The sequence below is a fragment of the Pseudomonas chlororaphis genome, from assembly GCA_001023535.1.
Lineage (GTDB): Bacteria > Pseudomonadota > Gammaproteobacteria > Pseudomonadales > Pseudomonadaceae > Aquipseudomonas > Aquipseudomonas chlororaphis_E.
The window spans coordinates 3,575,701-3,600,065 of the sequence record CP011020.1; the positions used below are offsets into that span (position 1 = coordinate 3,575,701).

23 protein-coding genes are annotated in these 24,365 nt (G+C 62.9%); 12 read left to right on the top strand and 11 right to left on the bottom strand.

Going from position 1 to position 24,365, the window contains the following annotated elements; genetic code table 11:
- The first annotated feature begins 332 nt into the window (after nucleotides 1-332).
- A complete protein-coding gene (locus VM99_15820) occupies nucleotides 333-527 on the top strand; it encodes a hypothetical protein (GenBank protein ID AKJ99463.1) in 195 nt (64 codons plus the stop codon).
- A 57-nt stretch (nucleotides 528-584) separates the two neighbouring features.
- Here the strand turns inward: VM99_15820 and VM99_15825 are convergent, their stop codons facing one another.
- The gene (locus VM99_15825; protein ID AKJ99464.1) at nucleotides 585-1,811 is read right to left on the bottom strand and encodes a molybdenum cofactor biosynthesis protein MoaA; all 1,227 of its coding nucleotides are present in this window, start codon (nucleotides 1,809-1,811) and stop codon (nucleotides 585-587) included.
- A complete protein-coding gene (locus tag VM99_15830) occupies nucleotides 1,795-2,334 on the bottom strand; it encodes a molybdopterin biosynthesis protein B (GenBank protein ID AKJ99465.1) in 540 nt (179 codons plus the stop codon). The genes VM99_15825 and VM99_15830 overlap by 17 nt, the downstream gene beginning before the upstream one ends.
- Nucleotides 2,335-2,412: 78 nt before the next feature.
- Between VM99_15830 and VM99_15835 the strand changes: the two genes are divergently transcribed.
- On the top strand, nucleotides 2,413-3,012 hold the full coding sequence (locus VM99_15835) for a molybdopterin-guanine dinucleotide biosynthesis protein A (protein AKJ99466.1): 600 nt from the start codon (nucleotides 2,413-2,415) through the stop codon (nucleotides 3,010-3,012).
- A gap of 75 nt (nucleotides 3,013-3,087) precedes the next feature.
- The gene (locus VM99_15840) at nucleotides 3,088-3,309 is read left to right on the top strand and encodes a lipoprotein (GenBank protein AKJ99467.1); all 222 of its coding nucleotides are present in this window, start codon (nucleotides 3,088-3,090) and stop codon (nucleotides 3,307-3,309) included.
- Between the two features lie 186 nt (nucleotides 3,310-3,495).
- On the opposite strand, the gene VM99_15845 is transcribed toward VM99_15840, so the two are convergent.
- The 3 genes from VM99_15845 to VM99_15855 all read right to left on the bottom strand — a co-directional run bounded on the left by VM99_15845 (nucleotide 3,496) and on the right by VM99_15855 (nucleotide 5,107).
- Nucleotides 3,496-4,383 carry a pseudouridine synthase gene (locus tag VM99_15845; protein ID AKJ99468.1) on the bottom strand — a complete coding sequence of 296 codons (888 nt, stop codon included), beginning with the start codon at nucleotides 4,381-4,383 and terminating at the stop codon, nucleotides 3,496-3,498.
- Between the two features lie 72 nt (nucleotides 4,384-4,455).
- Nucleotides 4,456-4,776, bottom strand: a complete 321-nt coding sequence (locus VM99_15850) for a transcriptional regulator (protein AKJ99469.1) — start codon at nucleotides 4,774-4,776, stop codon at nucleotides 4,456-4,458.
- Between the two features lie 52 nt (nucleotides 4,777-4,828).
- Nucleotides 4,829-5,107, bottom strand: a complete 279-nt coding sequence (locus tag VM99_15855) for a glutaredoxin (protein AKJ99470.1) — start codon at nucleotides 5,105-5,107, stop codon at nucleotides 4,829-4,831.
- 189 nt (nucleotides 5,108-5,296) lie between these two features.
- Here VM99_15855 and VM99_15860 point away from each other — a divergent pair, with 189 nt between their 5' ends.
- A complete protein-coding gene (locus VM99_15860) occupies nucleotides 5,297-7,009 on the top strand; it encodes a sodium:proton antiporter (GenBank protein AKJ99471.1) in 1,713 nt (570 codons plus the stop codon).
- A gap of 8 nt (nucleotides 7,010-7,017) precedes the next feature.
- Here the strand turns inward: VM99_15860 and VM99_15865 are convergent, their stop codons facing one another.
- Entirely contained in the window at nucleotides 7,018-8,226 is a 1,209-nt protein-coding gene (locus VM99_15865; protein AKJ99472.1) for an ammonium transporter, read from the bottom strand.
- A gap of 339 nt (nucleotides 8,227-8,565) precedes the next feature.
- Between VM99_15865 and VM99_15870 the strand changes: the two genes are divergently transcribed.
- From VM99_15870 to VM99_15900, 7 genes are all read left to right on the top strand, one after another.
- Nucleotides 8,566-8,880: a membrane protein gene (locus tag VM99_15870; GenBank protein AKJ99473.1), complete on the top strand. Its 315-nt coding sequence runs from the start codon at nucleotides 8,566-8,568 to the stop codon at nucleotides 8,878-8,880.
- Nucleotides 8,881-8,882: 2 nt separating this feature from the next.
- Nucleotides 8,883-9,272 (top strand): membrane protein, encoded by a 390-nt coding sequence (locus tag VM99_15875; GenBank protein ID AKK01772.1) that lies wholly within the window; start codon nucleotides 8,883-8,885, stop codon nucleotides 9,270-9,272.
- Nucleotides 9,269-9,604 carry a hypothetical protein gene (locus VM99_15880; protein AKJ99474.1) on the top strand — a complete coding sequence of 112 codons (336 nt, stop codon included), beginning with the start codon at nucleotides 9,269-9,271 and terminating at the stop codon, nucleotides 9,602-9,604. The genes VM99_15875 and VM99_15880 overlap by 4 nt, the downstream gene beginning before the upstream one ends.
- 99 nt (nucleotides 9,605-9,703) lie before the next feature.
- Nucleotides 9,704-11,032: a deoxyguanosinetriphosphate triphosphohydrolase gene (locus VM99_15885; protein ID AKJ99475.1), complete on the top strand. Its 1,329-nt coding sequence runs from the start codon at nucleotides 9,704-9,706 to the stop codon at nucleotides 11,030-11,032.
- 429 nt (nucleotides 11,033-11,461) lie between these two features.
- Entirely contained in the window at nucleotides 11,462-12,088 is a 627-nt protein-coding gene (locus VM99_15890; GenBank protein ID AKJ99476.1) for a LuxR family transcriptional regulator, read from the top strand.
- A 10-nt stretch (nucleotides 12,089-12,098) separates the two neighbouring features.
- On the top strand, nucleotides 12,099-15,716 hold the full coding sequence (locus VM99_15895) for a histidine kinase (GenBank protein ID AKJ99477.1): 3,618 nt from the start codon (nucleotides 12,099-12,101) through the stop codon (nucleotides 15,714-15,716).
- Nucleotides 15,717-15,831: 115 nt separating this feature from the next.
- Nucleotides 15,832-18,783, top strand: coding sequence for a membrane protein (locus tag VM99_15900; protein ID AKJ99478.1), 2,952 nt, complete (start codon nucleotides 15,832-15,834; stop codon nucleotides 18,781-18,783).
- Between the two features lie 110 nt (nucleotides 18,784-18,893).
- On the opposite strand, the gene VM99_15905 is transcribed toward VM99_15900, so the two are convergent.
- The gene (locus VM99_15905; protein AKJ99479.1) at nucleotides 18,894-19,376 is read right to left on the bottom strand and encodes a GAF domain-containing protein; all 483 of its coding nucleotides are present in this window, start codon (nucleotides 19,374-19,376) and stop codon (nucleotides 18,894-18,896) included.
- Complete coding sequence (locus tag VM99_15910) at nucleotides 19,373-20,263, bottom strand: ATPase AAA (GenBank protein AKJ99480.1); 891 nt, start codon at nucleotides 20,261-20,263, stop codon at nucleotides 19,373-19,375. The genes VM99_15905 and VM99_15910 overlap by 4 nt, the downstream gene beginning before the upstream one ends.
- A 163-nt stretch (nucleotides 20,264-20,426) precedes the next feature.
- Here VM99_15910 and VM99_15915 point away from each other — a divergent pair, with 163 nt between their 5' ends.
- Nucleotides 20,427-22,748, top strand: coding sequence for a histidine kinase (locus tag VM99_15915; GenBank protein ID AKJ99481.1), 2,322 nt, complete (start codon nucleotides 20,427-20,429; stop codon nucleotides 22,746-22,748).
- Here the strand turns inward: VM99_15915 and VM99_15920 are convergent.
- The 3 genes from VM99_15920 to VM99_15930 all read right to left on the bottom strand — a co-directional run bounded on the left by VM99_15920 (nucleotide 22,732) and on the right by VM99_15930 (nucleotide 24,312).
- Nucleotides 22,732-23,193, bottom strand: a complete 462-nt coding sequence (locus VM99_15920) for a MarR family transcriptional regulator (GenBank protein ID AKJ99482.1) — start codon at nucleotides 23,191-23,193, stop codon at nucleotides 22,732-22,734. The genes VM99_15915 and VM99_15920 overlap by 17 nt on opposite strands.
- A complete protein-coding gene (locus tag VM99_15925; protein ID AKJ99483.1) occupies nucleotides 23,190-23,675 on the bottom strand; it encodes a glutathione peroxidase in 486 nt (161 codons plus the stop codon). Before VM99_15925 ends, VM99_15920 begins: the two co-directional genes overlap by 4 nt.
- Nucleotides 23,676-23,916: 241 nt before the next feature.
- On the bottom strand, nucleotides 23,917-24,312 hold the full coding sequence (locus VM99_15930; GenBank protein AKJ99484.1) for a peptide methionine sulfoxide reductase: 396 nt from the start codon (nucleotides 24,310-24,312) through the stop codon (nucleotides 23,917-23,919).
- Nucleotides 24,313-24,365 lie beyond the last annotated feature (53 nt).

The following is a 24,365-nucleotide window of genomic DNA, read 5'->3' on the forward strand; positions in this document are numbered from 1 at the left end:
CCGATACTTCTGCATTCGAAGAGTTTTCTTACAAGACCCGGCGAATCAGCTCAATTGACCCTCCAGCGCTATTGAGACAACTTGGCATTCTGTTTTGCCAAACCGGTAAAACGCTCATCACCACACAAGGAAGTGCCAGACCATGAATAGATACGTCACGGCCCGTCGGGGCCGGATCAAGGGTTCTGAACGTAATGGCCAAGGGGATGAACCGTCCCATGCATAGCCGTGAATACAAGCTGTCGCCCCCACAGCTCGCGTCTTTTGGGAGCGGACGGGCCGACCCTCAAAACGATTGCAAGCATTGCAGTCATCCCGCTGGAGGAGTTGATTTGGAACCGCGCGTCGTTGAACTGGAAACCCACCTCAAGTACATCCGCAAAGACATGGATGAGATTCGCACCGACGTCAGGGTGATCCGCCACAGGCTGGCCTACTCGGCTGGCGCGGCGGCGGTGGTCCTCGGTCTGTTGGGCTGGGTGGCCAACAGTCGCTTCGACCAACTGGTGGCACTGCTCACGGGATAATGGCCATGCAAGCGAGGGCCCGGGTATCCGTCCCGGGCCCCACGACACTGCACGGCGCTAGCCCAGGACTTCGCTCAGGGGGATGAAACCCACTTCGTCGCCTTCGACCAGGGTCTGCCCTTCCAGCACCTCGACCAGCCCTTCGGCCCAGGCCGCGCTGCGCAGGACACCGGAGCTCTGGTTGCGATAGATGATCGCGCGACCATTCTCCATTCGGCCTCGCAAGTACTCCCGTCGGCTGCCCGCCTTCGGCCAGGCGAAACCGGCCGGCACCTTGAACTTGAGCGGCATCACCGACTCGACACCCTGGCGCCTGAGCAGATAAGGCCTTGCCAACAGCGCGAACGTCACCAGAGTCGAAGCCGGGTTCCCGGGCAGGCCGATCACCGGCACGCCACGGTAGTGCCCGAACGTAAGCGGTTTCCCAGGCTTGATGGCAAGCTTCCAAAGCGCCAGCTCACCGTCCTCGCGCAAGGCAATGCCCAGGAAGTCCGCCTCTCCCACCGAGACGCCACCGGTGGACAGGATCAGGTCGACATCCGACAACTGCGCCAGGCGTTCACGGGTGGTCGGCAAGTCGTCGGGCAGGATACCCGCGTCGACCACCTCACAACCCAGGCCTCGCAGCCAGCCACACAGCAGCACGCGGTTACTGTTGTAGATCTGCCCCGGCCCCAGTGGCTGGCCCGGCTCGACCAGCTCGTCGCCGGTTGACAGGACACCCACACGAACCTTACGCACCACCTCCAGCGATGCGCACCCCAGGGATGCCGCCAACCCCAGTTCGACCGGCCCCAGGCGCGTACCCGCCGCAAGGACCTGCTCACCGACGGTGGTTTCCTGCCCCTGAGGGCGGATGTTCTGGCCAATAACCATGGGCTCGGTGAAGCGAACGCGCTCGTCAGCTTCGACCACGGCATTTTCCTGCATCTCGACGCAATCCGCGCCCGCAGGAACAGGCGCCCCGGTGAAGATTCGCGCACAGGTTCCAGCCGCCAGCGGCGCCGGGGCCTGCCCGGCAAAAACCCGCTGGCTGACCACCAACGGCTCGTCCTTGCAGTCCGCCAGCCGCAAGGCATAGCCGTCCATGGCGCTGTTGGGCCATGGCGGCAAATCAAGGGTCGACACCAGGTCCTGCGCGAGCACCCTTCCCTGTGCCGCAGCCAACGGCAATGTTTCGCGCTCGACGATCGGCGCGGCTGCCGCCATGTCGAGCAAGCGCTGCAACGCCACTTCGACAGCCATCAAGGCCCCGGCCTTGCCCGGTTTACCCACGGGATTCACACGGCGCCGCCTGTTTCAGATGAGGCACGAAATTACAGGGTCGGTGCCGTGCATCCAGTTGTTCAGCCAGGATCCCATCCCAACCGGTCCGCACCGCATTGGTGGAACCCGGCAGGCAACACACCAGCGTGCCATTGGCCAGGCCGGCCAGGGCCCGCGACTGGACGGTGGAGGTGCCGATGTCCGCCACGGAGATCTGCCGGAACAACTCGCCGAAGCCATCGACCTGCTTGTCCAGCAGGCACGTGACCGCTTCAGGGGTGCTGTCGCGCCCCGTGAACCCGGTGCCGCCGGTGATCAGCACCACCTGCACCACGTCCTCGGCGATCCAGGTCGCGACTTGCGCGCGGATCTTGTACAAATCATCTTTGAGCAGGACCCGCGCCGCCAGGTTGTGGCCGGCCGCCATCAGCCGATCGACAAAGACCTGCCCGGAGGTATCGGTTTCCAGGGTACGGGTATCACTGACTGTCAGCACCGCGATATTGAGCGGCACGAAAGGTACATCAGCCTTGGCTTTCATAGGCTCGTCCAGTTGTAGGGGAAACAGGCCGGTGTTATATCACAGCGCTTCATTTATTCGCCCGTGCGGAGACACAACATGACCAACACGCCCCTGCCCCCCTGCTCGATCCTGCTGCTGGCAGGCGGACGCGGCCAACGCATGGGCGGCCAGGACAAGGGCCTGCTGGAGTGGCAAGGCGAGCCATTGATTGCCCATCTCCACCGCCAGACCCGCGCGATAAGCGACGACCTGATCATTTCGTGCAACCGCAATCCGGCACGCTACGCGGTGTACGCCGACCAACTGGTGCATGACGACGAGGGTGACTTTCCCGGCCCGCTGGCAGGCATCCGCGCCGGCCTCAAGGTGGCCCGACACGCACAGTTGCTGGTGCTGCCGTGTGATGTGCCGCAAATCGATGCCGGCCTGCTCGACAGCATGCGCCGGGCGGCCAGCCAGCACCCAGACAAACCGCTGATGGTGCGGCACGGCGAGCATTGGGAACCGCTGCTGTGCGTCATCCCACTGACATTGGCCGACACCTTCGAGAAGGCCTGGCACGACGGCGAACGCAGCCCCGGCCGGATCATGCGCACGCTGCACGCCGTTGCCTTGCAATGCCCCGCCGACGACCCGCGACTGGCCAACCTGAACACGCCGGAATTACTGACCCGTTACAAAGGCGTGTCAGATTGACACTAGCCAGGAACTTGCGCGCGTTGTATACGTCTGAGGGTTAGTAACTTGAAGAATCCATTTCGGAGAAACACCATGACTCAACGGACCCTCGCCACTTTCATGCTTGCTCTGGGCCTCGCCACCCTCGCCGGTTGCGCCTCGCCAACAGTGATCACCTTGAATGACGGTCGCGAAATCCAGGCCGTCGACACACCCAAGTACGACGAAGAAAGCGGCTTCTATGAATTCGAGCAACTGGATGGCAAGCAAACCCGCGTGAACAAGGATCAGGTTCGTACCGTCAAGGATCTGTAATCTTCGACGCTGGCGTCTGCTGTGAAATAGCGGCGCATTGCTGTTGACCAAAAAAACCGGCGCCTGCCTTTTTTCAAAGGCAAGCGCCGTTTTTTTTTTATGGGACCGTTCTAGAGAAAGCAGCCGTGGTGAACGGAAAAGTTTCGATCAGGGCAACTTAGCCTGTGACCAGAGCCCCGCCTCAGCTCACCACTGCAACGTAATACGGCTCTCGAACACCCGCTCCTGACCACTCAGCGGGTCGTTAAAACGCAGCCCCTGCGCCAGCAGCTTGAGCGGGTTGGCGTAATCGTCCTCCACATCCCGCAGCACGTCGGGGTAAAAGGGATCGTTGCAGATACCCGCCCCAAGGGCATTCATGTGCACCCGCAACTGGTGCTTCTTGCCCGTGACCGGAGACAGGCCATAGCGCCAAAGCTCGCCGTTTCGCTCCAGGACTTCGATGGCCGTTTCAGTATTCGGCTCGCCCGGCCCCTCACACATCCGAAAGAACGGCTCGCCATCGATCATTCGGCTTTTATGCACGCGGGGAAAGCTCAACCCAGGCAGCGCCGGGGCAATGGCCTGGTAGTGCTTTTCGATCTGCCGGGTGGGGAACAACGCTTGATACGCCGAACGACTGTCGGGGTTGGCGGAAAACAGCACCAGGCCGGCAGTGTGTCGATCGATTCGGTGCAACGGCACCAGGTGGGGATTGTCCAGGCGTCGGATCAGCCGCCGCAACAAGGTTTGCTCGACATATTCGCCCGCCGGCGTGACCGGCAGGAAATGTGGTTTGTCTGCCACCACCAGGTGTTCGTCGGCGTACAGGATCGACTCCACCACCGGGATCGGCTTCTCGTCGGGCACTTCACGGAAATAGTGGATGCGCAGGCCCTCACGGTACGGCAGGTCGGCACGGATCGCGTTGCCCTCCCCGTCCAGCACCCGCCCGCGAGCGATCCGGTCCAGCCATTGCTCGCGGCTGATGGCCTTGAAATGTTCGCACAGGCACTCCAGCACCGTCGGCCAGGAGCCCGGGGGCAGGTACAACGTGCTGGCCTGATGGTGTGCAGCGGAAAATGATGAAACCATGGAAAACTCTTGAGCCTTTTCGCAGGGCGGTATTATCCACCAGTCGCGCCAGCCCGCCCAACAATGATTGCTTCAGGCCGGGACCGACGCCGGTTTGGCTGCCGCCTCGGTGAACTCCTTCAACCAGCGCAATACCTCCACCGCCTCCCAGCGACCAGGGTCGTACAATGCGTACAGCAAGCCCTGGTAACCCACTACATCCAGTTGCTTGTGATAGCCGGCACGCTGGAACAACGCCTCGATCTCGGCGAAACAGGTGTTGAAATGCAATTTATTGAAAGGTGTCTTGCCTTCGGTGACCAAGCCATCCAGGCGCAGTTCCAGGACCGCCTCGCGCACAACGTCCGCGGACATCCTGTTTACGCTGCTTTTCAGTTGTTCGACATTGACCAAGGGAACGCACTCCAGATAGCTGTATGGGCATACAGTAACCGAAGAATGCAGCTTACGCCAATGACCGCGGGCGAATGGAAGGTGCGAACGGTTCAAGCAGGAACGCGGCCACCCGGTCGGGATCGTCGAAAGGCCAGTCCAGCTCCGCGCCGGTATCGGTTCGCCGCAGGACCGGGATCCGCAGTCCATAGGCCTCGGTCAGCATCTCGCTCTCGGCGATGTCCACCAGTTCCACCAGCAATCCATGCTCGACGAAAGGCATCAACACACCCTCGGCAACTTCACACAAGTGACAACCCAGGGTGCCGAGCAGCTGGCATTCAGGAGACATGGCAGGTAGACCCAAAAAAGATAGACGGTCATTCTAGGCCCGCACCGGGAAACCGTCGAGCCGCTGCCTCGCTTCAGGGTGTTTCGGCAAAACGCTGATGCAAATCACTGAAGATTGAGGCTTTTGCGGCGAGGCTGGGTGCCTTTCCCCCGCTACGCTGTCAGTTGTCGTCTTGAAACGGAGTGCCCCTTGTTTGCCAATCTGCTGATCATTCTTGCCTCATCCCTGGTGGTCATCGCCTTGTTCCGACGCCTGCGACTGCCGCCCGTGCTGGGCTATCTCTGCGTCGGGCTGGCCGTGGGGCCGACCGCGCTGGACTGGGTGAACGACAGCGAAGAACTGCCCGACCTGGCCGAACTCGGGGTGGTGTTCCTGCTGTTCTCGTTGGGGCTGGAGTTTTCCCTGTCGAAAATGCTCGAGCTGCGTCGGGTGGTGTTCGGCCTCGGCAGCCTGCAAGTACTCGCCACGGGGACGGTCCTCGCCGGGCTGTTGGCCTTCTCTGGCGCGCCCCTGGCCGCGACGCTGTTGCTGGGGGCAGGGCTGGCCTTGTCGTCCACCGCCATCGTCAGCAAGGAACTGACCAGCCTGGGGGAAATCTTCAGCAGCCATGGCCAGAACGCCATCGGGGTGTTGTTGTTCCAGGACGTCATCGCCGTGCTGCTGTTGACCCTGGTGCCGGTATTCGCCGGCAGCAGCGAGCACCCGTGGTATTGGGCGCTGCCACTGACCCTCGGCAAGACCCTGGTGCTGTTCGCTGGTTTGTTGCTGGCCAGCCGCCTGCTGCTGCCCCGATTGTTCCATGAGGTGGCTGCCTCGCGGTCCGCAGAACTGTTCGTGCTGCTGGCCCTGGTGATCGTGCTGCTGACGGCATGGCTGACTCACCTGCTCGGTCTGTCCCCCGCCCTGGGGGCATTCCTGGCGGGCATGTTGCTGGGTGAAAGCCACTACCGGCATCAGATCGAGGCCGACATCCGCCCCTTCCGCGACATCCTGCTGGGGCTGTTCTTTGTCAGCATTGGCATGCTGATCGACCTGCAATTGTTCGTCGACGACGGGCTGTTGATCCTCGGCCTGACGCTCGGCCTGATGCTCATCAAGGGCTGCGTGGTCGCTGCCCTGGTGAAGTGGCGCGGCAGCGACGGTGAAACCGCCTGGCGCAGTGGCCTGGCCCTGGCCCAGGGTGGCGAATTCTGTTTTGCCCTGATGGCACTCATGCAGCAGAACCGCCTGATGCCTGCCGACATCAGTGGCCTGCTGCTGGCCGCGACATTCTGCTCGATGCTGCTGACCCCGCTGTTGCTGCGTGCCGCCCCCCACATCGCCGCCCGTCTGCACCGCAAACCCAACCAAGAGGCACAACTGGAGCAGATCAGCGCGCTCAACGCCGGGCTGTCAGGGCATGTGGTCATTTGTGGTTACGGCCGCGTCGGCCAGTCCATCGGCCGGTTCCTGCGGCGCGAAGGCCTGGCGTTCGTCGCTCTGGATGACGACCCGGTGATCATCCAGGAAGCCAGCGTCGACGAACGCTGCGTGCATTACGGCGATTCGCGCCGAGGCGACCTGCTGGGAGCGGTCGGTTTGAATCGTGCGAGGTTGCTGGTGATTGCCGTGGACAAGACCGACATCGCCATCACCGTGCTCAAGGAGGCACGGCGGGTCAACCCGCAGGTGCCGATCCTGGTCCGCACCCGCGACGACAGCCAACTGGCCGAGCTGCAAGCGGCCGGGGCCAGCGAAGTGGTCCCGGAGTTGCTCGAGTCGAGCCTGATGCTGGCCTCCCATGCCCTGATCATGCTCGGCCTGCCCGAGCAGCAGGTCCGCCATCACGTGGACCAGGTTCGGCACGACCGCTATCGCCTGCTGCACGGCTTCTACCCGGGCGACCAGGACAAGGCGCCCTAGTGCATCGGTCAGTCCTGGCTGATGGCGCCGATCTTGTGAATCGACAAATCGGCGCCGTAATACTCTTCTTCCTGGCTCAGGCGCAGCCCCAGCAGCCCCTTGATGACGCCATACACCGCAAAGCCGCCGGCCAGGGCAATGCCGACGCCCAGCGCCGTGCCGATCAGTTGGCTGGCCAGGCTCACGCCGCCCAGGCCGCCGAACGCGCCTTGGCCAAAAATGCCGCAAGCAATGCCGCCCCAGACACCGCACAGCCCATGCAGTGGCCAGACCCCGAGCACATCATCGATCTTCCATTTGCCTTGGGCGGCGGTGAAGCACCAGACAAACAACGCACCGGCGATGGCGCCGGTGGCCAGCGCACCTACCGGGTGCATCAGGTCGGAACCGGCGCAGACCGCCACCAGGCCGGCGAGCGGGCCGTTATGCAGGAAGCCGGGGTCATTGCGCCCCACGAGCAATGCCGCCACGGTACCGCCGACCATCGCCATCAACGAGTTGACCGCCACCAACCCGCTCACCCCCGGCAGGGTCTGGGCACTCATCACGTTGAAGCCGAACCAGCCGACAATCAGGATCCACGACCCCAGGGCCAGGAACGGAATGCTCGACGGCGCGAACGCCACCAGCCGACCGTCCCGGTAGCGGCCATTGCGCGGCCCGAGCAGGAGTACCGCGGCCAGTGCCAGCCAGCCGCCCATGGCATGCACCACCACGGAGCCGGCAAAGTCGTGGAAACCGGCACCGAAGCGGGCTTGCAGCCAGGCCTGCACACCAAAGTTGCCGTTCCAGACCAGGCCTTCGAAGAACGGGTAGACGAACGCCACGATCAGCACCGTGGCGCACAACTGCGGAGCGAACCGGGCACGTTCGGCAATACCGCCGGAAATGATCGCCGGGATGGCGGCGGCGAACGTCAGCAGGAAAAAGAACTTCACCAGGCTGTAGCCATGGTCGGTGCTGAGCACCGCCGCCGGTTGCATGAAGGTCACGCCGTAGGAAATCCAATAGCCGATGAAGAAATAGGCCAGGGTCGAAACAGCGAAGTCGCTGAGAATCTTCGACAGCGCATTGACCTGGTTCTTTTGCCGGACCGTTCCCACTTCCAGGAACGCAAAACCGGCATGCATGGCCAGGACCATGACCGCACCCAGCAGGATGAACAGTGTGTTGGAGCTGTGGACCAGACTGTCCACGGCACTTTGCATATTTTCCATGGTGATGGCAGACCTGAAAAAGTGGAGAAAGGCACCAAACCGGTTCGCTCGCGCCGACGACGCACCAAGTTGAAACGCGTGGCCGGCTTTGGCCAGCCAAGCGAACCGCTTTGGTGCATCGAAACGGCTGAAACGCAGTCCCGCTTCAAGGCGCTTCGCGGGTTTTGATTATTTGGGTTAAGGTTTTCGGGCTCGCGCCCAGCTTCAGCGCACCAGCGCGGGCTGACGCACCAGTACATGGCAAAAGCCAGAGCAAAAGTTGTACCAGTCACTTTCACTGAACCTTCCGGCAAGGCTCATACTCGAACGCTTCAGACGTCACTTACGGAGATTCACCCCATGGCCAGAACCCAGGCACAGACTGCTCAAGAAATCCTGAAGGAAGATTTTCAGACGCTGGTCAACGACACGGAACGCTTGCTGGACCACACCGCAACGCTGGCGGGTGACCAGGCGGACGTGCTGCGCAGCCAGATCCAGGAAACGCTTTTGCGCGCCCGTGAAACGCTCAAGCTGACCGAAGATTCCATGCGCGAACGTGGCCAGGCGGCCGTGGACGCCACCGAGGAATATGTCCAGGCCAACCCTTGGCAATCCGTCGGCATCGCGGCGGGCGTGGGCTTTCTGATCGGCCTGCTGGCGACCAGACGCTGATGATCGGCCTCGACGAATCCGGCTCGCCCGAAGCGGGCACCGCCCCCACGGCACGTCGCCTGAGCGCAGCCTTCCTGGGTTTGCTGCACAGCCATGTCGAATTGTTCGGCATCGAATTGCAGGAACAGAAAGCGCGCACCGTCAGCCTGCTGTTGTTCGCGGGCCTTGCCCTGGTGTTCGCCTTGCTCCTGCTGGTAGGGCTCTCGGCCCTGGTGCTGATCCTGGTGTGGGACACCTATCGCCTGGCGGGCATCATCGGCCTGTGCCTGTTCTACCTGTTGGCGGCGCTGTTCTGTGGCCTTCGGTTGCGAGCAGCGATCTATGACGAATCGTCGCCCTTCCATGCCACCCTCGAAGAATTGGCCAACGATCGGGAGCGCCTGCTGCCATGAGCCTGCCTGATATCCCTCAAGCCCAGACCCGCCAGGAAATGCGCAAGGCGCTGGTGCGCCTGCGCATGGAGATGCATCGCCAGGAGATCCGCCAGGAAACACGGCAGTTGCTGCTCCCCCTGCGACGAGTACGCGGCCTGTCGCAAAGCTGGCACGAAGGCTTCGGCATCAAGCACGCGCCATTGTGGGGCGTGGCGGCGGTGTCGCTGCTCGGCTTTTTCACCGGCAGGCGCACCCGCGCCGGGCGTACCGGCGGCCTCACCGGTTTGGTCCGGCTGGCCACGACGCTGCTGCCGTTGATCAAATTGGCCAAGAGCGCGCGCAAACCCTGAGGCAACGGTGACAAGGGCAGGTAAATCGACTTGCCCTTGCACCACGCCTCACGAACCGGGAAGCTAGGGCATCGACCCTATCAAACGGAGCAACCGGCCTTGGATTGGCACACCCTGCTGACACGCGAACGCCTCGGAAAACCCCTTCACAGCCCGCAAGAACTGGGCCGCAGCCCCTTCCACAAGGACCACGACCGGATCATCTTTTCCGGCGCCTTCCGCCGCCTGGGGCGCAAGACCCAGGTGCATCCGGTGTCCAGCAACGACCACATCCACACGCGCCTGACCCACTCGCTGGAAGTCAGTTGCGTGGGGCGCTCCCTGGGCATGCGCGTGGGCGAAACCATCCGCAGCGCCCTGCCCGACTGGTGCGAGCCGAGCGACCTGGGCATGGTCGTGCAATCGGCCTGCCTGGCCCACGACATCGGTAACCCACCGTTCGGTCACTCGGGCGAGGATGCCATCCGCTATTGGTTCCAGCAGGCCGCCGGGCGAGGTTGGCTGGATGCCATGAGCGAAGCCGAGCGCGGCGATTTCCTGAATTTCGAAGGCAATGCCCAGGGCTTTCGCGTGCTTACCCAGCTTGAATACCATCAGTTCGACGGTGGTACGCGGTTGACCTACGCCACCCTCGGCACCTATCTGAAGTACCCCTGGACCGCTCGCCACGCCGACTCCCTGGGCTACAAGAAGCACAAGTTCGGCTGCTACCAGAGCGAACTGCCGCTGCTGGAGCAGATTGCCAACAAACTCGGCCTGCCGCAGATCGAGGACCAGCGCTGGGCCCGGCATCCGCTGGTGTACCTGATGGAGGCCGCCGATGACATCTGCTACGCGTTGATCGACCTGGAAGACGGCGTGGAAATGGATCTGCTGGAATACCCACAGGTGGAATCGCTGCTCCTGGACCTGGTGGGGGACGACCTTCCGGACACCTACCGCCAGTTGGGCCCGCAGGATTCCCGGCGGCGCAAACTGGCGATCCTGCGGGGCAAGGCCATCGAGCACCTGACCAACGCCGCCGCCCGGGCATTCGTCGAACAGCAGGAGGCGTTGCTGGCCGGCACGCTGCCGGGGGACCTGGTGGAGCACATGCACGGCCCGGCCAAGCGCTGCGTGCTGAATGCCAAGGACATGGCCCGCAAGAAAATTTTCCAGGACAAGCGCAAGACCCTGCATGAGATCGGCGCGTACACCACGTTGGAGATCCTGCTCAACGGGTTCTGCGGCGCCGCACTCGAACAGCATGGCGGCCGCACGCCTTCCTTCAAGAACCGCCGCATCCTCGACCTGCTGGGCAACAACGCCCCCGACCCGAATGGCCCACTGCACGCGGCATTCCTGCGCATGATCGACTTCATCGCCGGGATGACGGACAGCTACGCCAGCGACATGGCCCAGGAGATGACAGGCCGCACGCGTCAATAAAAGGTGTGGGAACAACGGTTTGATGGGCCTGGCACAATCCTGTGGGAGCGGGCTTGCTCGCGAAAGCGGTAGGTCAAATTGCGACGGTATCGAATGACCTGCGCCTTCGCGAGCAAGCCCGCCCTCACAACGGATTCATGCAAGTTTCACAGGAGAAAACACGGAAAACCCGTCCGCAACATTCAATAAGCCCTGCACGCCACTTGTTTGCATAAACATTCCGCGAAAAGAAACACCTTTTCACAAAAAAGCCTTTAATTCTCCACCCTGTTTCACCCACCTACTAAAAAACCGATTACATCGTAATATCTTGCCTCTTTTTTTGTAGGAAACTTCTGAAATTGAAGTTGGGTGCCCGTCTCTTCGTACGACCCTGGCTGTAACTGGGCTAAGGTGCGCGCTTTATTAAGCTCGCAGGGTATTTTATTCATGAACTCCGTTTTCATTGTCGACGATCATCCGGTCATCCGCCTCGCCGTTCGCATGCTCCTGGAGCATGAGGGCTATAAGGTCGTGGGGGAAACTGACAACGGCGTCGATGCGATGCAAATGGTGCGCGAATGCATGCCAGACCTGGTGATCCTGGACATCAGCATTCCCAAACTTGACGGGCTGGAAATCCTCTCGCGCTTCAACGCCATGACCACGCCCCTCAAGACATTGGTGCTCACGGCCCAGTCGCCGACCCTGTTCGGCATCCGCTGCATGCAATCGGGCGCTTCCGGCTATGTGTGCAAGCAGGAAGACCTCAGCGAACTGGTCAGTGCCATCAAGGCCGTACTGTCTGGCTACAACTACTTTCCGAGCCAGGCCTTGAACCCGATACGCCCGGATGATCCGCGCAGTATAGAGCTGGATCTTTTCAAGAGCGTCAACGACAGGGAGTTGATGGTCCTGCAACTTTTTGCCCAGGGCCGCACTAACAAGGAAATCGCCAAGGGCATGTTTCTGAGCAATAAAACCGTCAGTACCTACAAAAAAAGACTGATGCAGAAACTCAAGGTCAAGTCCCTCGTAGAACTGATCGAAATGGCGAAACGCAACGCACTTGTGTGAGAAGAACAGGATGCTCAGACGCATAAAGGAATGCCTGCTGCTAGTGAGTGCAGGGTTATATGCAAGTGTCCTCGCGGCGGCGCCAGCCATGCCCGAGCACCTGACGCTGCTGGGCCGCTCGACGGCGGCTGCGTCGATCCAGCTCGACGACGCCCAGAAGGCCTGGCTGCAGGGTCGGCGTGAATGGGTCCTGGGCACGTCCGCGCCCGACTATCCCCCCTTCGACCTTTCCACCAGCGGCCACGACTACGAAGGCATGACCGCCGACTATGCCGGCCTCCTCGCCCAGGCAACCGGCCTGCCCATGAAGGTCCTGCGTTTCGAATCCCGCGACGCCGCCGTGGCAGCGCTCAAGGCCGGGCAGATCGACCTGCTGGGCACCGCCAATGGCTTTGAAGCCCGCCAGCCCGACATCCTGCTGTCGACGCCCTATGCCGTGGACCAGCCGGTGCTCGTCACTCGCGCCAATGAAAGCCGTTCCCTGGCCGAAGGCCTCGAAGGCCTGCGCCTGAGCATGGTCTATCACTACCTGCCCCTGGAGGAAATCGAGCACCTGTACCCCAAAGCCCACCTGACCACCTACCCCTCCTATCAGAACGCGATCAACGCCGTTGCCTTTGGCCAGGCCGACGTCTTCCTCGGCGACACCCTGTCCACCCATTACATGATCAGCAAGGGCTACCTGAGCAACATCCGCATGGCCAGCTTCGGCAAGCATGAGGCCTTTGGCTTCGGGTTCGCGGTGCGCCGCAGCGACACCCGCCTGTTGGAGATCATCAATGCCACGCTGAACCAGATTCCCCTCGCCGAACACACCAGCATCGCCAAGCGCTGGAGTGCTGGCAGCGACATGTACCTCGCCGATCACCGGATCCAACTGACCGACCGCGAACAACGCTGGCTGGCGGCGCATCCGGTGGTGCGGGTGGTGGTGAATGAACATTCCGCGCCCTTCACCTTCTTCGATTCGGACGGCGCCTTGCGTGGGATCAGCGCCGACCTGCTGGAGTTGATCCGCCTGCGCACCGGCCTGCGCCTGGATATCCAGCGTCGCCAGAGCGACAGCGAGATGATCGCCGCGATCCAGGAAGACCAGGCCGACCTGATCGCCGCATTCCTGCCCAGTAGCGAACGGCAGCAGAAATTGAAATTCAGCCGACCTTACCTCGACAGTTCGTTCGTCCTTCTGACCCGTAAACAGTCCGGCACCCCGGCCACGCTCGACCAGTTCGGCAGTCGGAGCCTGGCCATCGCCAAGGGCAACCCACTGATCGAATGGCTGCGCCAGCACTTTGCGGACATCAGGATCGTCGAGGCAGACGGCACCCTGGGGGCGATGGAGATGCTCGCCCAGGGCCAGGTCGACGGCGGGGTCAGCTCGTTGGTCATGGCTAACTACTTCATCTCGTCCCACTCCTGGCGCGACACATTGCAGATCAACAGCACCGTCGGCACCCAGCCGGCCCTGTTCGCCCTCGCCAGCGCCAAAAATGCCACCGAACTCAATTCCATCCTCGACAAGGCCCTGACCAGCATCGACCCCGATCAACTGGGGGTGATCAACAACCGTTGGCGCGGCTACGTATCGGCGTCGCAACATACCTGGCGCACCTATAACCGCCTGTTCTTCCAGATCGTCGCAGGCGTCGGCCTGCTGTTGCTGCTGTCGCTGGCCTGGAACGCCTACATGCAGCGCCAGATCCGGCAACGCCAACGGGCCGAGCTCGCCCTCAACGACCAGTTGGAATTCATGCACGCACTGCTCAACGGCACGCCGCACCCGATCTACGTGAGGGACCGCAACGGCTGCCTGCAAAGCTGCAACGACAGTTACCTGCAAACGTTCGACGCCAGGCGCGAAGACGTCATTGGCAAGAACGTGATGCCGGGGGCCATGAGCAATGCCTTCGAGGCGCAGGAGTACCAGGCCGACTATCAACGGGTGATGGCCGAAGGCACCCCGCTGATCGTCGATCGCCCCCTGCACATCGGGGACAGGGAACTGACCATCTATCACTGGATCCTCCCCTACCGGAACTCGGCCGCGCAGGTGCAGGGCATCATCGGCGGGTGGATCGACATCAGTGAGCGACGCCAGCTTTTCGAAGAGCTGCGGGCGTCCAAGAAGCAGGCCGAAGACGCGAACCGCGCCAAGAGCACCTTCCTGGCGACCATGAGCCATGAGATCCGCACGCCCATGAACGCGGTGATCGGCATGCTTGAACTGGCCCTGAAACAGACCGACAAGGGTCATGTGGACCGTTCGACCATCGCCGTGGCCTACGAATCGGCCGCCGGCATGCTGGAGCTGATCGGCGACATCCTGGACATCGCCCGGATCGAATCGGGCCACCTGAGCCTGGCACCCGAGCGCGTCAACCTGCGGGCCATGCTGCAATCGGTGATCCGGGTATTCGAAGGCGTGGCGAGGCAGAAAAACCTGGCGTTGTCGCTGCAGTTCGACGCCGCCGAAGGCAACCCGGACGTGTCGATCGACCCGTTGCGCTTCAAACAGGTGCTCTCGAACCTGATCAGCAATGCCCTCAAGTTCACTGAACAGGGCCGGGTGCTGGTCAAGGTCCGGTTGTCACCCACCGACCAGGACGACGTCCTGCACTTGCACCTTGAGGTCAACGACAGCGGCATCGGCATCGGCCCGGCAGACCTCAAGCGCCTCTTCGAACCCTTTGCCCAGGTCGACAACAATGGCCGGATGGCGCGCAAGGGCGCCGGACTGGGGCTGGTGATCAGTCGCAACCTGTGCCAGATGATGGGTGGCAACCTGCACATGAACAGCCAGCCCGGCCTTGGCACCCAGGTCCAGGTCCGGCTGCGGCTGAACGTCTTGCCAGCGGCGCCGGCCGGCGTGGCCGCCGAGCCGATCATCGAAACGGCGGCAGGCGTGCTGAACGTCCTGGTGGTGGACGATCACCCGGCCAACCGCCTGCTGATGTCACAGCAACTGGAGTACCTCGGCTACCCCTATCAGGTTGCCCATGATGGCGCCCATGGGTTCGAGGTCTGGCAGCAAGGGCATTTCGACCTGGTCATCGCCGACTGCAACATGCCCATCATGAGCGGCTATGAATTGGCGCGTTCGATTCGCCGCGAGGAGTCCGAGCAGCAACGCCCTCCCTGCACCATCCTGGGGTTCACCGCCAATGCGCAGCCGGAGGAAAAACAACGGTGCCAGGACGCGGGAATGGACGACTGCCTGTTCAAGCCCATCAGCCTGAGCGCCCTGAGCCAGTGGATCAAGGCCGTCAAACCCAGCCGGCAGGCCCGGGTTTTCAGCCTGCAAGGCCTGCAAGCACTGACCGGCGGCGATCCCTCGTCCACCCACCGCCTGCTGAGCGAGATGCTCAACAGCAATCGCCTGGATCGCCAGGAGCTGCTCGACGTGGCCCGGAGCGGCGAGCGCCAGGCCTTGAGCGAGACGGCGCACAAGATCAAGGGGGTCGCCCGGATCATGCAGGCGACGTCGTTGATCCAGCGTTGCGAGGCACTGGAACAGGCCTGTCAGCCCGCCTCGGCACCGCAGCGGATCAGCGAATGCGTCGAAGCCCTCGACCAGGCCATGATCGACGTCGGGGTTGCCCTCCAAACAGCACTCGCCAAGGCACGATAACCCAGCGTTTACTATGCTGTTGCCTGAGCAGTGCGTACCAGGGGTGTTCTCGATCAGCGTCCCCTCCACGCGGAAACACCCTTTGAGAACGCCCCTTACACTTGGAGTGACTGCAATGCCCAGCGCACCGCGTACGGATAAACGCCGGTTCCCCCTGCACGTCCATATCAGCGTGATGTTCACCCTGCTTCTGCTGCTGACCGGCGTGGTACTGGGCATTTTCAACTATCGGCAGACCACGCAAATCATCCTCTCCAGCAGTGAAAAACTGTTCAACCGGATCGAGCAGGACGTGCGCCTGGATTTGTACGACACCTACGAACCGATCCGCCACCTGCTGGGTCTGCTGGCCGATTACCCGGCCACGCGCTCACCCCGGATGGAGCAACGCCTGGCCTTGCTCGGGCCCTTCAGCCAGGCGCTGCGGGACAATCCGAACCTGGCGTCGTTGTACCTGGGTGATGCCCTGGGTGATTTCCTGATGGTCCGGCCGTTGCGCAGCGCGGCCCTGAAAACCGCCGTGGGCGCCCCGGCCGACGCGGCCTACCAGGTCTGGACCGTGGAGCGAGCGACGTCCGACGGCTCGGTTCGCGCCCAGTCGCTGTTCTACGACGAACACCTGACGCTCATCGATCACCGGGACATCGCTGAAGAGACGTTCGATCCGCGCAATCGAAGCTGGTTTCGCAGCGCCGCTGGCTCCGCCGAGCAGATCACCACCGAGCCCTATCTGTTCTTCTCCACCCACACCATCGGCACCACCCTGGCCCGGCGCAGCGGCGAGCAAGCGGTGATCGGCGCCGACCTGACACTCGCGGCGCTGTCACAGACCCTGGCCAAGCACAAGGTCACCACCGACACCGAGATCGTCCTGCTCGACCCCAAGGGTAACGCGGTGGCCTATCCCGACAGCAGCCGACTGGTGGCGGACGCTCAATCCGCGCGCCTGGTCAAGGCCCGCGACCTCAACCCGGCCATCGCCGCCACCCTCGACGACAGCACGGGCACGTCGCGCCTGGAGGCCGCCGGACGGCGCTGGATCGTATCGCACAGCCACATGCAGGAAGGCGGACCGCAAGGCCTGGAACTGGCGCTGCTGGTGCCCGAGGACGAACTGCTCGACGAGGCCTATCGCATGCGTTGGCAAGGCGCGCTGATCACCCTGGCCACCCTGCTGTTGTGCCTGCCGCTGGGCTGGCTGACATCGAGGATCCTGGTCAAGCCGCTGCGCGCGTTGGTGCAAGAGGCCGATGCCATTCGCAGCTTCGACTTCAATTACCCGGTCTCGCGGCGCTCACCGGTGCTGGAAGTCGACCAGTTGAGCGTGTCGATGGCGCGCATGAAGGAGACCCTGGCCAGCTTCTTCAAGATCACCGCCAGCCTGCGCGCCGAGACCCGCTTCGCGCCGCTGCTGGAGCGGGTGTTGTTCGAGACCGTGGCCATCGGCCAGGCCCAGGCCGGGCTGATCTACCTGCGCGAAAACGATGACAATCGGGTCAAGCCGTATGGGCTGGTGATCGAAGGTGTCCCCCGGGACCTGGCAGCGTTCAAGCTCAACAGTTACGAGCTGCAGGCCGAGCGCAGCCCGCAATGGCTCCAGCAACTGGCTGTCTCGGACAATCTGGTGACCTCCCTGGGCTTCGAACAGGCGGCCGACCTGCAAGGTGTCCTGAGGGCGATGGACGCTCCCCGGGCCCACCTGATCGGCATCCGCTTGCGCAATCGCCACCAGGAAACCGTCGGCGTCCTGGTGTTGCTGATCAACGACAGCGGCACCGAAGCCGACCTGGAAAAGCTGCAACCGGACCGCATCGCGTTTCTCCAGGCGGTGTCCGGGGCCGCCACCGTCAGCATCGAAGGCCAGCGCCTGCAAGCCCGACAGAAGCAATTGCTGGATTCGTTCATCCAGTTGCTGGCCGGCGCGATCGACGCCAAGAGCCCCTACACCGGTGGCCATTGCCAGCGGGTGCCGGTGCTGACCCTGATGATCGCCGAGGCCGCGGCGGCGAGCCAGGCGTCGGCGTTCGAGGCGTACCAGCCAACGGAAGATGAATGGGAAGCGCTGCACATCGCCGCCTGGCTGCACGATTGCGGCAAGGTCACCACCCCCGAATACGTCGTCGACAAGGCCACCAAGCTGGAAACCCTGAACGACCGGATCCACGAGATTCGCACGCGCTTCGAAGTGCTCAAGCGAGACGCCTGGGTCGACTACTGGCGAGCGATGGCGGCGGGCGGCGACCCGGCCTCACTGGCGCAGCAACGCGATGCGACACTGGCCAGCCTCGATGACGACTTTGCCTTCGTCGCCCGCTGCAACCTGGGCTCCGAAGCCATGGCCGACGCCGACCTGCAGCGCCTGCAAAACATCGCCCAACGCCCATGGCAGCGCACGCTCGATGACCGCCTGGGGGTGTCCTGGGAAGAAAACCGCCGCCAGGCGCGCACGCCCCCGCCGACGTTGCCCGTCACCGAAGCGTTGTTGGCGGACAAGCCAGAGCACCTGTTCGAGCGTCACGAAGCCGAGCTGATCCCGGCGGACAACCCGTGGGGCTTCAAGCTCGACGTGCCGCGCTGGAAGTACAACCGCGGCGAACTCTACAACCTGAGCATCACCCGCGGCACGCTGACCCGTGAGGAGCGCTACGTCATCAACCATCACATGGTGCAGACGATCCTGATGCTCAGCCAACTGCCCTTCCCCAGCCACCTGGACAACGTGGCGGAAATCGCCGGCGGCCATCATGAAAAGATGGACGGCAGCGGTTACCCCAAGGGACTCAAGCGCGAGGAAATGAGCCTGCCGGCCCGCATGATGGCAATCGCCGATATTTTCGAAGCGCTGACGGCAGCCGACCGGCCCTACAAGAAGGCCAAGAAACTGAGCGAAGCCCTGGGCATCATGGCCACCATGTGCCGCGACGCCCATATCGATCCGCAGTTGTTCGGCTTGTTCATCGAAGAACAGATCTACGCCCGCTACGCCGAGCAGTTTCTCGACCCGCAGCAGATCGATGAGATCGATCGGGACGCCCTGCTGGCCCGAGCGGGATTACGACCATGCTGAATCGCACCGCACCCCGTGTTGGAGCAAACCTGCCGGCCCACCGCAAGGTCATGCACCCGACAGGGCCCGCGCGATGGCGGGCCAGCCTTGCTCCAGCCGGTTGGCCTCGTTCAGCACTCGGTCAGGCGCAGGAAAATCGCCGCCATCGCTTCGATGCCGGCCTGATCGTGCTCGGTAAAACGCGCCAGTTTCGGGCTGTCCAGGTCGAGCACGCCAATCAGGCGCCCGTCCTTGACCAGAGGCACCACCAGCTCGCTGTTCGACGCGCTGTCGCAGGCGATGTGCCCGGGAAACTGGTGGACATCTTCAACCCGCTGGGTCTGTCGGGTCGCCGCCGCCGCGCCGCACACGCCCCGGCCGAAGGGAATCCGCACGCAGGCGATCTGGCCCTGGAACGGCCCCAGGACCAGCTCGTCGTTGCGATTGAGGTAGAAACCGGCCCAGTTCAGGTCCTCCAGCTGGCTGAACAGGAACGCCGAGAACTGTGCCGCGTTGGCGATGAAATCACGCTCATCGGCCAACAGGGATTGCAGCTGTGCCGATAACAGACCATAGCCGTCGAGGCCCTGGCCGGTGCTCTTCAAATCGATCATGCCTTGTGCTCCAAGAGTTTGAGCCCTACCCAATAACGGGCGAACTGGTAGGCGCAACGTCCGTTGCGGTTGCCGCGGCCGGTGGCCCAGCGCACCGCCTGCACGTCCAGCGCCTCGTCGCGCTGCCAGGTCAACCCGGCCTTGGCCGCCAGCTCACCGATCCAGTGCTCCACCACGTCGAGGAAATGCTCCTGGGTAAATGGATAGAACGACAGCCACAGGCCGAAGCGGTCGGACAACGCGATCTTGTCCTCCACGGCTTCGCTGGGGTGCAGCTCGCCATCGACTCGCTTCCAGTTCTCGTTGTCGCTCTCCTTTTCCGGCACCAGGTGACGGCGGTTGGAGGTGGCGTACAACAGCACGTTATCCGGTGCCTGTTCGAGGGAGCCGTCCAGGACGCTTTTGAGCACGCGGTAATCGCCTTCGCCGGACTCGAACGACAGGTCATCGCAGAACAGCACGAAACGCTGTGGCAGTTTCGCCACCTGCTCGACCACCCGAGGCAGGTCGGCCAGGTGGTCACGCTCGATCTCGATCAACCGCAAGCCATGCTGGGCATGTTCGGCCAACAGCGCACGCACCAGGGACGATTTGCCGGTGCCCCGCGAGCCCCAGAGCAGCGCGTGGTTGGCGGGCATGCCGTCGATGAACTGGCGGGTGTTGCGCCCCAGTTGCTCGACCTGGCGATCCACGCCGATCAAGTCCGACAGGCGCATGTCGAGGCTGACCTGAAGCGGCAGCAGGAAACCGCTGCGCCCATCCCGTTGCCAGCGGGCGGCCAGGGTCTGGGTCCAATCGATGGCAGGGCGCGGCGCAGGCAACAAGGGCTCGATCCGGGCCAGCACCGCATCGGCGCGTTCAAGAAAAGCATTCAATCGAGAGTCCACGTCTTTTCCTCGGACTGGTTCACGGTAATGATGGCGCTGCAGCGACGAAACGCCTTACCCAATGGCGGGTCTACCCCAAATAACATAAACCGGCCACGCCGGAATTCAGCGATGATCAGCTATGCTTGAGCGGCGAAGGGAAACGTAAGTGGTTCATCACTCAATGGACATCAGATTCACCCAGCGGCTGTCCTACAAACAGGCCCGCCTGACCGTCCTGGTGGGCTTCGTGCTGGGCACCTTGTTGAGCCTGATGCAGATCGGCATCGATTATGCCAGCGAAGACGCCTCGATCAACCGTGAAATCCTGTCGCTTTTGGAAATCAGCCACAACCCGGCCTCGCGCATCGCCTACAACATCGACGCGGAACTGGCCCAGGAGCTGTCCCAGGGCCTGTTGCGTTCACCGGCCATCATCGGCGCCGAACTGGTGGACAACAACAGGACGGTGCTGGCCAGCGTCAAGCGACCCGAACTGCAAAGCAGCTATCGATTCATCAGCGACTTCCTGTTTGGCGCCCAGCGCCAGTTCGAGGACCGTCTCTACCTGGACCATCTGCCTGGCGAGTCCCTCGGCGTGCTGCGCCTGGATGTCGACACCTACTCATTCGGCAGCCGCTTCCTGCGCCGGGCCGAAGTCACCCTGCTCAACGGGTTCGCCCGCAGCCTGATCCTGACCGGCCTGCTGCTGGCGCTGTTCTACGTGATGCTGACCAAGCCCCTGGTACGGGTCATCCGCGAGCTGAGCAGTCGCGACCCGGGCAGCAGCGAACAGAGCCGCCTGGAATGCCCCGCCGGCCACCAATACGACGAAATCGGCGTGCTGGTGTCAGTGGCCAACCAACAGTTCGAGAACATCTCCACCGAAATCCAGCAGCGGCGCACCGCCGAAAACCGCCTCACCGAATACCTGGCGCAACTGGAAAACATCGTCTCGGCGCGCACTGCCGAACTCAAGGCCATCAACGCCCGCCTCAGCCAGTCCAACGAAGAGCTGGAAGTGGCCCGGCGTACCGCACTGGACATGGCCGAGGCCCGCTCTGCCTTCCTCGCCAACATGAGCCACGAGATTCGCACGCCGCTCAACGGCCTGCTGGGGATGATCGCCCTGTCCCTCGACGGCCCGCTGACGGCCGAACAACAGCAGCAGCTGTCGATTGCCCACGACTCGGGCAAGGTCCTGGTGGAACTGCTCAACGACATCCTCGACCTGTCGAAATTCGACGCCGGTCAGTTGGAACTCGAGCGCATCCCGTTCGACCTTGGCTCGCTGGTCGAAGACACCGCCAACCTGCTGTCGCAGAATGCCGCCCCCAGCGTCGAGCTGGCCTGCCTGATCGACCCGCAGTTTCCAGCCCAGGTCCTGGGCGACCCGACGCGGGTACGCCAGATCGTCAGCAACCTGCTGTCCAACGCGTTGAAATTCACCCGCTTCGGCCGGGTCGATGTGCGCTTGAGCCAACACGAAGGGGGGGTGCGGATCGAAGTCTGCGACACCGGCATCGGGATTCCCCAGGAAGCACAGGCCAGGATCCTGCAACCGTTCACCCAGGCCGGCGCCGGGATCACCCGCCAGTTCGGTGGCACCGGGCTGGGCCTGGCACTGACCTACAACCTCTGCGAAGCCATGCAGGGCCGGTTGACGATCAGCTCCGAGGCCGGCTTCGGCAGCCAGTTCTGCGCCGACCTGCCCCTGCCCTGCCACACCCCGGCGCCGTCGGTCGAACCACTGCGCGGCAAGGTCGTTGCCATCACCGACAGCAACAGCGGGCTGGCCGAGTTGCTGGGCATGCTGTTGCCCGGCTGGGGCCTGGACTATCTACGGCGCTCCGTGGATGACGGGCTGCTGGGGCTCGAACCCGACGTGCTGATCACCGACTGCCCGGAGTGCCTGTTCAACCTGCGGCCGACCTTCGACGCCCCGATCCTGCTGGTAACCGCCTACGGCAGCTTCATGCCCAGCGAACAGGCCGCGGCCCTCGCCCCGCTGTTGCAACAAGCCCGGCCGTTGGCGCGTCATGCGCTGTACCAGATTCTGCGCCGGGCCCTGCAAAGCGAGGAAACCACCATCAACGATGCCCGGATCGATACCCTGGCGCCCTCCAGGCGTGGCCGGGTGTTGCTGGTGGAGGACAATCCGGTCAACCAGTTGGTGGCCAAGGGCATGCTGGGGAAACTGGGCTGCGAAGTCACCATTGCCGCCCACGGTGTCGAAGCCCTGGACCAGCTCGAACAGCATGTGTTCGACCTGGTGCTGATGGACTGCAACATGCCGGTGATGGATGGCTACGAGGCCAGCCGGCAGATCCGGCGCAGCGGTCGCTGGTCGCAGTTGCCGATTGTCGCCCTGACGGCCAATGCCATGCCCGAGGAGCGCGAGCGCTGCCGCGCGGCGGGCATGAACGACTACCTGTCCAAGCCGTTCCGCCGCGAAGAACTGGCGGCGATCCTGGACCAGTGGGTGCCCACTACGTCAGCGCTCTGATCTGCCCCAATAAATGATCGAGACCGTCGCGCAGTTCCCCGAGGCGGTCCAGATCAATCCCGCTGTCGCATAACAGGCGGGCCTTGAGCGGCCCGACCTGCTCTCGCAAGGCCCGCCCCGACTGTGTCAGGCTCAGGTGCACCTCACGCTCGTCCCGAGGCGAACGCTGGCGCTGGACCAGCGCCAGTTGCTCCAGGCGCTTGAGCAGCGGCGTCAACGTGCCGGAGTCCAGCGACAAGCGCTCGCCCAGGGCCTTGACGGTGGGTTGTTCCGGCGCCGTTTCCTGCCATTCCCACAGCACCAGCATCACCAGGTATTGCGGGTACGTCAGGCCGAGCTGGTCGAGCATCGGCTTGTAGCCACGGATCACCGCCCGCGAGGCGGCGTACAGCTTGAAGCACAACTGGCTGTCGAGCTTCAGCGCATCGGCTGGCAACGGGTTCATTTGAGCAGTGCTTCGATCTCGCCAGTCAGGTCCTGGGGCTTGGTGGTCGGGGCGAACCGCTTGACCACCTGGCCGTCCTTGCCGATCAGGAACTTGGTGAAATTCCACTTGATGCCCTTGGACCCCAGCACGCCGGGGGCCCGTTGCTTGAGCTGGACGAACAACGGATGGGCGTTGGCCCCGTTGACCTCGATTTTCTTGAACAGCGGGAAACTCACACCAAAGTTCAGCTCGCAAAACTCGCTGATCGCCGCCTCGTTACCCGGTTCCTGCTTGCCGAACTGGTTGCAGGGAAAGCCCAGCACCACCAGGCCCTGGTCCTTGTAGGTCTGCCACAGGGCCTCGAGCCCTTTGTACTGTGGGGTGAATCCGCACTGGCTGGCGGTGTTGACGACCAGCACGGCCTTGCCGGCGAAGTCGGCCAGGGTCTTTTGCTCACCCTGGAGGGTGGTGCACGGGATGCTCAGCAGGTTGTCGCTCATGGCAAGGCTCCAAAGGAATGGGACTGGCGTGCAAGATAGCGAGCAATTCAATTGTGTGCAATTTAATTACCAGCAAACAGCACTGGAACATCTTGGGCTGTTGCCGACAACGGACATGTGGCGAGGGGATTTATCCCCGCTGGACTGCGAAGCAGTCCCCCTCGGTCCGTCTGACAAACCGCATGCTCAGGCCTTGGGGGCGCTTCACGCTCCAGCGGGGATAAATCCCCTCGCCACACGTCTATTCGCGGGGGACGAGATCCAGGCACACCGAGTTGATGCAATAGCGCAGGCCCGTGGGCGGCGGACCGTCGGGGAAGACATGGCCCAGGTGTGCGTCGCATCTGGCACAGACGACCTCGGTGCGGATCATGCCGTGGCTGATATCCCGTACTTCCACCACCGCGCTTCCCTCTATCGGCGCATAGAAGCTCGGCCAGCCACAGCCGGAATCGAATTTGGTCTGCGAATCGAACAACGGTTCGTTGCAGCAGATGCAGTGGTACACGCCGTCGGTCTTGGTGGCGTTGTATCGACCGGAGAACGGCCGCTCGGTGCCTTTCAGCCGGCAGACGTTGTACTGCTCCGGGTCGAGCATGGCACGCCATTCTTCAAGGGTTTTCTCCAACTTTTCCATCGTCCTACCTCGGCAATTGAAAAAGCCCGATCCGACGCTTTTCCGCGGATCGG

Bases quoted from the DNA above. Each gene is read 5' to 3' on its own strand.
- VM99_15845 (AKJ99468.1), bottom strand. From the start codon at position 4,383: ATGGTTTCATCATTTTCCGCTGCACACCATCAGGCCAGCACGTTGTAC.
- VM99_15855 (AKJ99470.1), bottom strand. From the start codon at position 5,107: ATGTCTCCTGAATGCCAGCTGCTCGGCACCCTGGGTTGTCACTTGTGT.
- VM99_15880 (AKJ99474.1), top strand. From the start codon at position 9,269: ATGAGCCTGCCTGATATCCCTCAAGCCCAGACCCGCCAGGAAATGCGC.
- VM99_15915 (AKJ99481.1), top strand. From the start codon at position 20,427: ATGGACATCAGATTCACCCAGCGGCTGTCCTACAAACAGGCCCGCCTG.
- VM99_15900 (AKJ99478.1), top strand. From the start codon at position 15,832: ATGCCCAGCGCACCGCGTACGGATAAACGCCGGTTCCCCCTGCACGTC.
- VM99_15920 (AKJ99482.1), bottom strand. From the start codon at position 23,193: ATGAACCCGTTGCCAGCCGATGCGCTGAAGCTCGACAGCCAGTTGTGC.
- VM99_15930 (AKJ99484.1), bottom strand. From the start codon at position 24,312: ATGGAAAAGTTGGAGAAAACCCTTGAAGAATGGCGTGCCATGCTCGAC.
- VM99_15835 (AKJ99466.1), top strand. From the start codon at position 2,413: ATGACCAACACGCCCCTGCCCCCCTGCTCGATCCTGCTGCTGGCAGGC.
- VM99_15865 (AKJ99472.1), bottom strand. From the start codon at position 8,226: ATGGAAAATATGCAAAGTGCCGTGGACAGTCTGGTCCACAGCTCCAAC.
- VM99_15890 (AKJ99476.1), top strand. From the start codon at position 11,462: ATGAACTCCGTTTTCATTGTCGACGATCATCCGGTCATCCGCCTCGCC.
- VM99_15905 (AKJ99479.1), bottom strand. From the start codon at position 19,376: ATGATCGATTTGAAGAGCACCGGCCAGGGCCTCGACGGCTATGGTCTG.
- VM99_15840 (AKJ99467.1), top strand. From the start codon at position 3,088: ATGACTCAACGGACCCTCGCCACTTTCATGCTTGCTCTGGGCCTCGCC.
- VM99_15830 (AKJ99465.1), bottom strand. From the start codon at position 2,334: ATGAAAGCCAAGGCTGATGTACCTTTCGTGCCGCTCAATATCGCGGTG.
- VM99_15870 (AKJ99473.1), top strand. From the start codon at position 8,566: ATGGCCAGAACCCAGGCACAGACTGCTCAAGAAATCCTGAAGGAAGAT.
- VM99_15925 (AKJ99483.1), bottom strand. From the start codon at position 23,675: ATGAGCGACAACCTGCTGAGCATCCCGTGCACCACCCTCCAGGGTGAG.
- VM99_15895 (AKJ99477.1), top strand. From the start codon at position 12,099: ATGCTCAGACGCATAAAGGAATGCCTGCTGCTAGTGAGTGCAGGGTTA.